The organism is Burkholderia sp. Tr-20355 (assembly GCF_017104685.1).
GTDB classification, from domain to species: Bacteria; Pseudomonadota; Gammaproteobacteria; order Burkholderiales; family Burkholderiaceae; genus Burkholderia; species Burkholderia seminalis.
On sequence record NZ_JAAGPK010000083.1, the window covers coordinates 26,139 to 36,426 of the forward strand.

Below are 10,288 nucleotides of genomic sequence, written 5' to 3' on the forward strand. Positions count from 1 at the left end.
GCGCGAAGATCGGCGGTCGTCATTCGCATGACAGCCATCCTTTCTTTCCGCCACCATGAAGAACGCTTACGTTTCGTCAGCCACGCGTCGTGCGCGTGGCGTCCCGCATGCCGTTGCCGCGCTTCGCTGCATCGCCGCGTCGCTGTTGCTCGCCGGCGCCGCGACACCGGCGCTGGCCGCGCCGACCGGCAAGACGCTCGTGTACTGCACCGAAGGCAGCCCGGCCGGCTTCGATCCGGGCCAGCACACGACGAGCACCGATTTCGACGCGAGCACGTACACGATCTACAACGGGCTCGTGCAGTTCAAGCGCGGCACGCTCGATATCGAACCGTCGCTCGCGACGAGCTGGGACGTCTCGCCCGACCAGCGCACGATCACGTTCCATTTGCGGCGCGGCGTGAAATTCCAGACGACCGCATGGTTCAAGCCGACGCGGCCGTTCCAGGCCGACGATGTCGTATTCACGTTCCGCCGCATGCTCGATCCGGACGATCCGTTCCGCAAGGCCTACCCGGTCAGCTTCCCGTATTTCAGCGATCTCGGGTTCGACCACAACGTCGAGCGCATCGACAAGATCGACGACTATACGGTGCGCTTCACGCTGAAGACGCCCGATGTCGTGTTCGTGCGCAACCTCGCGATGGCGTTCGCGTCGGTGCTGTCGGCCGAATATGCGTCGCAGCTTGCCGCGCGCCATCGCGAGTCCGACATCAACCAGTTCCCGGTCGGCACCGGGCCGTTCCTGCTGCGCACGTACCAGAAGGATGCGCTGATCCGCTACGACGCGAATCCCGATTACTGGAAGCCGGACGACGTGAAGCTCGCGCGCCTCGTGTTCGCGATCACGCCCGATCCGGCCGCGCGCCTGCAGAAGCTGGTGGCCGGCGAGTGCCAGGTATCGGCATTCCCGCGTCCGGCCGATCTCGAGACGGTGCGGCGCGACCCGAAGCTGACGCTGTTCTCGGGCGTGGGGTTCAACGTCGGCTTCGTCGCGTACAACACGCAGCATCCGCCGCTCGATCGCGTCGACGTGCGGCGCGCGCTCGACATCGCGATCGACAAGACGGCGATCGTGAAGACCGTGTTCAACGGCGATGCGACGATCGCGACGAACCCGATGCCGCCCGCGCAATGGTCGTACAACCCGCGCCTGAAGGACGCGCCGCGCGATCCGGCCGCCGCGAAGGCGCTGCTCGCGCAGGCCGGCTTCCCGAACGGTTTCGACCTGACGCTGTGGGCGATGCCGGTGCAGCGCCCGTACAACCCGAATGCGCAGCTGATGGCGCAGCTGATCCAGCAGGACTGGGCGAAGATCGGCGTGCGCGCGAAGATCGTCAGCTACGAGTGGGGCGAATACAACCGCCGCGCGAAGCACGACGGCCAGCACGACGCGATCCTGTACGGCTGGTCGGGCGACAACGGCGACCCGGACAACTGGCTCGGCACGCTGCTCGGCTGCGACGCGGTGCACGGCAGCAACCTCGCGAAGTGGTGCAATCAGGATTTCGAAAAGCTCGTGAGCGCGGCACGCTCGAATGCGGATGTCGCGAAACGCACGTCGCTGTACGAGCAGGCGCAGGTCGTGTTCAAGGATCAGGTACCGTTCACGCCGATCGCGACGTCGATCGTGTCGTTGCCGATCTCGCGGCGCGTCCACGGGTTGACGTTCTCGCCGCTCGGCGGGCACCGGTTCGACGGCGTGTGGCTCGATTGATCGGGAAGCGGCCGGCGCGCGCGTGCGCGCCGGTGCCGGAAGCGGACGGTCGAATCCGTCGGGTCAGTTGAGTGCGACGGCCGCGGCCGTTTCGACCGGCGAGCCTTCGAGCGCGACCGACGGCCGGCCGTCGGGGCCGACCGGCACGTCGCCGGTCAGCGTCGTGCGGTAGAGCTGCCGGTCGAAGTCGAGATCGAAGATGTCGACAGGCGCCAGATGCGCGGTCGCGCGGTTGTCCCAGAACGCGATGCTGCGCGGTTCCCACTTGAAGCGGATCGTGAATTCCGGCCGCGTCACGTGTTCCCACAGCAGTTCGAGCAGCGCCTGGCTCTCGCGCGGCGTCAGCCCGACGATCGATTTCAGGAAGCTCGGGCTGACGTACAGCGCGCGCTCGCCGGTCTCCGGATGCACGCGCACGAGCGGATGCTCGGTCACGAGCGGGCGGCGTTCGACGGCCTCGTCGAACGCGCCGGTGGCGCGCGCACCGGCCGGCGGCGTGAAGCGGTGAATGCCGCGCAAGCCGTCGACGAAGCCGCGCAACGGCGCGGACAGCGTCTCGTACGCACGGACCAGGTTCGTCCAGTGCGTGTCGCCGCCGTACGGCGGGATCGTCACGCCGCGCAGGATCGACGCCCACGGCGGATTCACGGCGGCCGTCACGTCCGTGTGCCAGCCCGTCCACGGCCGGCGCACCGGTTCGCCTTCGAAGCGGGTCGCCTTGCGATGTTTCGCGATCGAATAGACGGCAGGGTGGCCGTCGACATGCCCGAATACCGGGTGGCCGACCGTCGGGTCGCCGAACTGCGCGGAGAACGCGACGTGCTGTTCGTGCGTGAGGAATTGTTCGCGAAAGAAGATGACGCGCCATTTCAGCAGCGCGGCGCGGATCGCGGCGATCTGCGGCGTGGTCAACGGCTGGGTGAGGTCGACGCCGCGGATTTCCGCGCCGATATGGGCGGACAGCGGAATCACGTCGACCGGCTGGGCGGCGGGTTCGAGTAGGGCGCTCATGCGACGCTCCTGACGGAAGTGAACGGGGCGGAGGGCCGACATCGTTGCGCGTGCAAGTGTCGGTGCGGTGACGGGACGCTCATGATCGGATCTTCGGTGGGAAACGGTGCGGCGGCGCGCGGCGCAGGCCGCCGCCGCGGGAGACGGGCGTTACTGCAGCGTGGCGCCCGGCCCTTTCAGCACGACGCTCTGGCGGCCGTCGATGCCGACCGGCACGTCGCCGTGAACGGTCGCGCGGCGCACGACGCGGCGCGCATCGCCGTAGTCGTTGATCGCGTAGTGCTGCGTCGCACGGTTGTCCCAGATCGCGACGTCGCCTTCCTGCCAGTTCCAGCGCACGGTGTTCTCGAGACGCGTCACGTGCTCGTGGAATACCTGCAGCAGGTGCGCGGAATCCTGCGACGACAGCCCCTTGAGCCGCTGGACGAAGTGGCCGAGCACGAGCGTGCGCTCGCCGGTTTCCGGATGCACGCGCACGACCGGGTGCTCGGTTTCATAGACGGTCGACGTGAACACTTCGCGGTAGCGCTTCAGTTGCGTGTCGTCGGCATGGACATGCGTCGACGCGTAGTCGTATGCGTTGGTGTGCAGCGCCCACAGCGTGTCGGCGAGCGCGCGCAGCGGGTCGGGGAGATGCGCGTACGCGGCGGCCGTATTGGCCCAGACGGTATCGCCGCCGAACGGCGGAATCACGACCGCGCGCAGGATCGAGATCTTCGGGTACGCATCGACGAATGTCACGTCGGTGTGCCACGAATTCGCGCGTGCGCCGTGTGCCGAATCGAGTTCGAGCAGATGGGCGCTGCCGTCGACGGACGGCACGGTCGGGTGCGCGACGGTGTCGCCGAAACGGCGCGCGAACGCTTCCTGCGCCGTGTCGTCGAGATGGTGCTGGCCGCGGAAGAACAGCACCTTGTGGCGCAGCAGCGCGGCCTGGACCGCATCGAACGTCGCGTCGTCGAGCGTGGCCGACAGCCGGACGCCGGAGATTTCGGCGCCGATCCGGCCGGCGACCTGGCGAAGCTGAAGCGGAACGGCGGCCGTGCGCGGCGCGGCGTGCGAAACAGGCGAAGACGGTTGTGCGGCGTGCTGGACTTCGGACATCGTGAGTCTCCTGGAGTCGGGTCGGTCGAGTCTCCATTCAAGCAGGGACTGCGCGGAACCGGAACCGATGAATCGTCACAACCTTAGTGTTCCTGCTGCGATGAACGATATGCGCTGCCAAGCGATCCGTTCGGGTCACGCGGTTACCATGCGAGCCGCCATTCGCCGATCCGGTGCGGGCGCGGCGTGTCGACGGGCTTGCCGCCCGTGCCGTCGCGGTGCGGTGGTTCGTGTTCGTCGAAATCGGCGAGCACGGTGTCGCGCAACCGCGCGAATTCCGGCGAATCGCGCCGGCGCGGCCGCGGCAGCGCGACATCGACGATGCGTTCGATGCGGCCCGGGCGCGGCGCCATCGTGACGACGCGGTCGCCGAGATAGACGGCTTCGTCGACGTCGTGCGTGACGAGCATCATCGTGATGCGCTCCTGTTCCCAGATGCGCAGCAGTTCGTTCTGCATCCGCGCACGCGTCTGCGCGTCGAGCGCGCCGAACGGCTCGTCGAGCAGCAGCACGCGCGGGCGGTTCACGAGGCCGCGCGCGATCGCGACGCGTTGCGCCATCCCGCCCGACAACTGGTTCGGGAAGGCGCGCTCGAAGCCGTTCAGCCCGACGAGCGCGACGTGTTCCGCGACCGCGCGCCGCTTCGCGGCCGCGTCGAGCGGTGCGTTGCGCAGCGCGGCGGCAATGTTCTGCTCGACGGTCAGCCACGGGAACAGCCGGTGGTCCTGGAACACGATCCCGCGCTGCAGCGACGTGTCGCGCACGTATTCGTCGCCGGCGCGGATCTCGCCGGCATAGTCGGTGTCGAGCCCGGCAACCAGCCGCAGCAGGGTCGACTTGCCGCAGCCGCTCGCGCCGACGATCGTGACGAACTCGCCGGCGCGTACGTGCAGCGAGACGTCGTCGAGCACGGCGAGCGTCGTGCCGCGTTGTGTGTAGTGCTTGCTCACATGGAGGATGTCGAGCGAATCGGAGGCGAGCGTCGTCATGGCGGGGCGATGAAAGGGGTGACGGACAGGGGACGGAATATCAGCGCGGCAGGTCGCCGCGGCGGGCCAGCACCTTGCGCTCGATCGCCCGCGCGATCGCGTTCAGCGCCCAGCCGGTGATCCCGACGACGATGATCCCGAACAGCACGAGATCCATGCGGAACTGCTCGCTGCCGTCGATCAGCGTGTTGCCGATGCCGGCGCCCGCGACCAGCAGGTATTCGGCGCCGAGCGTCGCGAGCCACGAATAGATCAGGCCGAGATACAGGCCGGTGAAGATCGACGGCAGCGCGGCCGGCAGGATCACGTGGCGAATGAGCTGGAGCCGCGAGTAGCGCAGCGCACGGGCGACGTCGACATACGCGCGCGGCACCGCGTGAATGCCGTCGCACGTGTGTGCGGCGACGGGCAGCAGCGCGGCGAGCGACAGGAACACGACCTTGGCGACGTCGCCCAGGCCGAACCAGACGGAAATCAGCGGAATCCATGCGAACAGCGAGATCTGCTTGAACGTGTCGAAGCTCGGGCCGATCATTCGTGCGGTGACGCGCGACAGCCCGAGCGCGGCGCCGAGCAGCAGGCCGCCCGCCGCGCCGATCGCGAAGCCGCACGCTTCGCGCGCGAGCGATGCGGACAATGCGCGGCCGAGCGCGCCGCTCGTGGCCTGCACCCATGCGGTGCGCAGCACGTCGGACGGGCTAACGAGCAGCCCGCTTTTCACGAGATGCGCGGAAGCGATCGCCCACCAGAGCGCGATCGCCACGAGCGGCAGCACGATGCCGCGCCAGTCGGGCGCGTGCAGGCGGCGCACGGGCGTCGGCGTATCGTCCGGCGCGAATGCCGGGGGAGCGGGGTGCGGCACGGGTGACTCTCCTTCGATTGGGCGGGCGGGCTCAACCGCGAAACGCGGACGGCACGCCGCGGCGCAGGCGCGCCTCGAGCGCGTCGAGCAGCCGGTTGATCAGCAGGCCGACCGCGCCGACCACGACCACGGCCGCCATCACGAGATCGAGCTGGAACAGTTGGCGCCCGTACACGATCAGGTAGCCGAGCCCTTCCGACGAGGCGACGAGCTCGACGACGACGAGCGCGAGCCACGACTTCGTGAACGCGAGCCGCACGCCGGTCGCAAGCGTCGGGATCGCGGCCGGCAGCACGACATGGACGATGCGTTGGCGGCGCGTGTAGCCGAACACGCGTGCGACTTCGTCGAGCGCGGGCGGTGTCTGGCGGAAACCCTGCAACGTGCTCAGCGTGACGGGGACGAGTGCCGCATGCGCGATCAGCAGGTATTTGAGCGGCTCGCCGACGCCGACGAGCAGCAGCAGGAACGGCAACCAACCGAGCACCGGAATCTGCACGAGCGCGTTGAAGCTCGGCAATACGTAAGCTTCCAGCGTACGGGACAGCCCGAGCGCGACGCCGATCGACAAACCGAGCAGCGTGCCGGCCGCGAAGCCGACCAGCACGCGTTGCAGGCTGATCAGCGTGTGGCGCGCGAGATCGCCGCTCGTCACGAGGTCGGAGAGCGATTCGTACACGCGTTCGGGCGGCGGCAGGATTTGCGGCGCGATCCAGCCGCGCGCGCTGCCGACGGTCCACAGCACGAACAACAGTGCGGGCAGCACCCACGGGGCGAGCTGCCATGCGAGCCGCTTCACGAATGCCGCGCGGTGCGGCGGCGCGGCGAGCGCTTGAGGCTCGGATCTCAGGGCGGGAAACGCGGTGTCGCTCATCGGCGCAGGTCCGGGTCAGGAAAGCGGTTTGCCGGCGGCGTCGTAACGTGGCCAGTAGTTTTCGAGCTTCAGCGTGCGCAGCGCGTTGTCGAGATACTTCGGCTCGAACCAGCCGTCGACGTCGACCGGCTGCCGGATCAGCTTCAGGTTCAGCGCATCCTGCGCGACGGCCTTGTAGCGTGCGACGACGAACGGATCGATCAGCGGGGACAGCCGGTCCTTCAGGCGCTGGTTCGCAAAGTCGGCCTGCCACGACGTGTACGGCACGCCGCTTTTCGTCCACAGCTTGAACAGCGCATCGCGGTTCGCCTCGTCGGACGACCATTGCGCGCCTTTCACGTACGCGGTGACGACGCGCTGCACGATGTCCGGGTGCGCGCGCTCGAAATCGTCGAGCACGAGCAGGTGGGTCTGCCGCGTCAACTGCGGGCCGTCGTTCTGCGATTCGTAGATGATCTTCGCGAGCCCCGCGTCGCGCAGCTTGTACAGCTGATAGTCGCCGACCGCCGCATCGATGCCTTTCGACGCGAGCGCGGCGAGCGAGCTGGCGGAATCGAGGTTGATCACGCGCAGGTCGCGTTCGCCGAGGCCGTTCTTCGCGAGCGCGTTGTCGGCGACGAGCTGCAGGTTGGTGCCGCGGAAGATCGACACGCGGCGCTCTTTGAGGTCCTTGATCGAACGGATCGTCGAGTCGGGCGGCACCGCGATCTTGATGCCCGAGCGCACGCTGGCCGCGAGCAGCAGGTGCGTCTTGATCCCGTTCGAGCGGGCGAGCACGGCAGGCAGGTCGCCCTGGTACGCGAAGTCGAGCGCCTTGTTGGCGATCGCCTCGTTGACGGCCGGCCCCGCGCCCTTGAAGAACAGCCACTGCACCTTGATGCCGTCGGCGGCGAATTCCTTTTCGACGAGTTGCTGCAACTGCACGGTGGCGGCGCTCGATCCACCGAAGGTCGGCGGATCGCCGGTGCCTTGCTGGGCGACGCCGATGCGGATGGTCGTGGGCTTGTCGGCATGCGCGGCGGCAGCCGGCAACGTAATGAGGGACGCGATCAGCAGCGATCGCAGCAGGCGCAGTGGGAGCATGAATCGATCGGTCAGGAGTACGTTGGAGAGGCGGCGACACGTGTCGGTCCGTCGAATCATTCTCGATGACGGGACGGGGGCGGACAAGAAACGATTTGAACTATGCTTATCGCGGGACGATGCAGGACGAAACCATGCCGCGCATGGCACGCAGTCGTTGCGTGCTGCGTGCACGACGGCGGGAAGGTCGTCCGACTCGACGGTCGTACGGAGGGGGCACGCAAGTCCGGAAGCCGACACGCGCGCCGTGCACGGCCGGGACATGCCGCGGCCCCGTCGAAAACCGTCAAGCAGACACGTTGCGAATCGCGATCGACGCGACGTCGACGCGCCGCGGCAGGATCGCGTCCGCCGCCGCGCGGTCGGCGACGCGCTGCAGCACGTCGATGTCGGCGCCGCTGAGGCTGCGCTGCGCGAGCGCCGCGCGGTGCGCGATGTCGGCGGCTGCGTCGGGCGGCAGGCGCGTGAGCGACGCATAGACGTTCGCATAGTCGGCCGGGTGCGCCAGCGCCCATTGGCCCGCGCGGGCCAGCCGGGCGAGCACGTCCGCGAGCGCCGCGCGTTTCGCGGCGTCGTTCAGCGTCTCGATCGGCGACGTGAGGAACGCGAGCCCCGAATTGATGCCGCTGCCGTCCCGGACGACGCGCGCGCCGCGTCGTACCGCATGCCCGTAGTACGGGTCGAAGGTCGCCCAGATGGGGATCCGTTTCGCCTCGAACGCGGCGAATGCGTCGACGGGCAGCACGAAGCGCACGTCGACGTCGCGCGGCGCAAGGCCGTGTTCGCGCAGTGCGCCATACAACTGGTATTGGGAAATGCTGCCGCGCGCCGACGACACGACGACGGTCTGCCCTTTCAGGTCGGCGACGGCGCGAACCGGCGAATCGGGCTGCACGACGATGCCGAGCGACGCCGGCGAGCCGACGCGCGTCGCGACGATCCGCAGTGACGGATCGCCGAGCGCGGCTGTCAGCACCGGCAGGTCGCCGGCCGGCGCGAGATCGATCGCGCCCGCGCGCTGGGCCTCGAACAGCGGCGCGGCGCCCTGGAAATTGGCCCAGCGGAACCGGTAGGGCGTGCCGTCGAGCACGCGCGCGGCCTCGGCCAGCGCGCGCAGGCCGCCGGCCTGGTCGCCGAGCACGAGCGTGACGCCCGACAGGTCGGCGCCGGCCGCATGGGCCGGCAGTGCGATACCGCCGGAGAGCGGGGCGGCGGCGAGCGCGGCAAGGCGCTGCAGCACGCGGCGGCGCGCTGCGGTGGAAGAGGGATTCATCGGCGGCATGTCCTGGGTGATCCGCGCTCGTGCGGCGCGGCTGCCGGGCAGGTTACGGAATCGGTTTCCGGCCGACAAACATCGAATCGTGCAATGCATATTCGCGCGGCGACTGCCGGGCCGGCCTCGACGCGAGCGGGCGCCGTTCTCAGGCGGCGTTCGACCCGGCCGGCACGACCGTGCGCAGGAACGCGCGCACGGCCGGCGCCTTTTCGAAGCGCCGGTGCGCGAGCGCCAGCTCCGACACGATCGGCTTGCCGGCGATCGGCCGGTACACGACGCCCGGCAGCGACACGCAGCCGGCGAGCGCATCGGGAATCACCGCGACCCAGCCGTTCACGGACACACAGGCGAGCACGGCGAGCAAGCCGCCCGGCCGCGCGGCGATCAGCGGTGCGAAACGGCCGCGGCGCGCGACGTCGAGCGTGCCGCGCTCCTGTTCCGGCACCGCGAAGCGCGCGCCGGCGAGGTCGGCCGCCCGCACGGTCGACGCTTCCGCGTAGCGCGAATCGGCCGGCACGGCCGCGACGAACACGTCGCGCTGCAGCGTGACGATCCGCAGGCCGCCGGGCAGCGGCAGCGGCGGGCGCACGTACGCGAGGTCGAGCCGGCCCGTGTCGAGCTGGTTCGCGACGTCGTCCATCGGCACTTCGCGCAGGTTCAGCTCGATGCGCGGGTGCGCGGCGCGGAACGCGCCGACCGTGCGCTGCAGCGTGCCCGAATAGACGGCGGACGACACGTAGCCGATCTCGATCCGGCCGAGTTCACCGCGCTCGGCCAGCGCGGCGAGTTCGCGGCCGCGCTGCAGGTGTTCGCATGCGGCGCGTGCTTCGGCGAGATAGGCCTCGCCGGCGGCGCTCAGCGTGACCGCGCGGCGCGACCGGTGAAAGAGCCGCACGCCGAGCACGCGTTCGGCTTCCTGGATCTGCCGCGTGAGCGCGGGCGGCGCCATGTCGAGCGCTTCGGCCGCGCGGGCGAAATGCAGGTGCTGCGCGACGCTCAGGAACGCGCGCACGTGACGGAATTCGAGCCGGTCCATGATTGCAATTTTCGTCAACAAAACAGGATGTGAGTGTCAATGACAGGCAATACCGGGCAAGCCTAGCATACGGCTTGTCCATCCTGCTCCGGAGTTGCCGATGTCCCAGTCCTCACCCGCGTCGCGCGCGGCCGCCGTCCCGCATGCGGGCGCCCGCCTGCCGGCCGCCGCGACGCTCGCGGTCGCGTCGGCGACCTGTTCGCTGATCGTGCTCGACACGAACGTCGTCGCCGTATCGCTGCCGAGCATCGCGCGCAGCTTTCATGCGAGCTTCGCCGACATCGAATGGGTCGTGAGTGCGTACATGACCGCGTTCGCCGCGTGCCTGCTGCCGGC

9 protein-coding genes and 1 pseudogene are annotated in these 10,288 nt (G+C 69.1%); 2 read left to right on the forward strand and 8 right to left on the reverse strand.

From position 1 onward, the window contains the following. Window positions 1–55: 55 nt before the first annotated feature. Window positions 56–1,717, forward strand: a complete 1,662-nt coding sequence (locus G3N62_RS21005; RefSeq protein ID WP_059558290.1) for an ABC transporter substrate-binding protein — start codon at window positions 56–58, stop codon at window positions 1,715–1,717. Between the two features lie 63 nt (window positions 1,718–1,780). On the opposite strand, the gene G3N62_RS21010 is transcribed toward G3N62_RS21005, so the two are convergent. From G3N62_RS21010 to G3N62_RS21045, 8 genes are all read right to left on the reverse strand, one after another. After that, window positions 1,781–2,728, reverse strand: a complete 948-nt coding sequence (locus G3N62_RS21010) for a TauD/TfdA family dioxygenase (RefSeq protein WP_034185866.1) — start codon at window positions 2,726–2,728, stop codon at window positions 1,781–1,783. Between the two features lie 150 nt (window positions 2,729–2,878). Beyond that, window positions 2,879–3,832, reverse strand: a complete 954-nt coding sequence (locus tag G3N62_RS21015) for a TauD/TfdA family dioxygenase (protein WP_034185867.1) — start codon at window positions 3,830–3,832, stop codon at window positions 2,879–2,881. Between the two features lie 143 nt (window positions 3,833–3,975). After that, window positions 3,976–4,821, reverse strand: coding sequence for an ABC transporter ATP-binding protein (locus G3N62_RS21020; RefSeq protein ID WP_034185868.1), 846 nt, complete (start codon window positions 4,819–4,821; stop codon window positions 3,976–3,978). A gap of 40 nt (window positions 4,822–4,861) precedes the next feature. Further along, window positions 4,862–5,683: an ABC transporter permease gene (locus G3N62_RS21025; protein WP_034185869.1), complete on the reverse strand. Its 822-nt coding sequence runs from the start codon at window positions 5,681–5,683 to the stop codon at window positions 4,862–4,864. 31 nt (window positions 5,684–5,714) lie between these two features. Further along, window positions 5,715–6,557 carry an ABC transporter permease gene (locus G3N62_RS21030; RefSeq protein ID WP_034185870.1) on the reverse strand — a complete coding sequence of 281 codons (843 nt, stop codon included), beginning with the start codon at window positions 6,555–6,557 and terminating at the stop codon, window positions 5,715–5,717. Window positions 6,558–6,572: 15 nt separating this feature from the next. After that, on the reverse strand, window positions 6,573–7,640 hold the full coding sequence (locus G3N62_RS21035) for an ABC transporter substrate-binding protein (RefSeq protein ID WP_069245927.1): 1,068 nt from the start codon (window positions 7,638–7,640) through the stop codon (window positions 6,573–6,575). 286 nt (window positions 7,641–7,926) lie between these two features. Beyond that, complete coding sequence (locus G3N62_RS21040; RefSeq protein WP_124668949.1) at window positions 7,927–8,913, reverse strand: ABC transporter substrate-binding protein; 987 nt, start codon at window positions 8,911–8,913, stop codon at window positions 7,927–7,929. A gap of 148 nt (window positions 8,914–9,061) precedes the next feature. Further along, window positions 9,062–9,952: a LysR family transcriptional regulator gene (locus G3N62_RS21045; RefSeq protein WP_034185872.1), complete on the reverse strand. Its 891-nt coding sequence runs from the start codon at window positions 9,950–9,952 to the stop codon at window positions 9,062–9,064. Window positions 9,953–10,052: 100 nt separating this feature from the next. Between G3N62_RS21045 and G3N62_RS21050 the strand changes: the two are divergent. Continuing rightward, a pseudogene (locus G3N62_RS21050) lies at window positions 10,053–10,288 on the forward strand (MFS transporter); the annotation flags it as partial.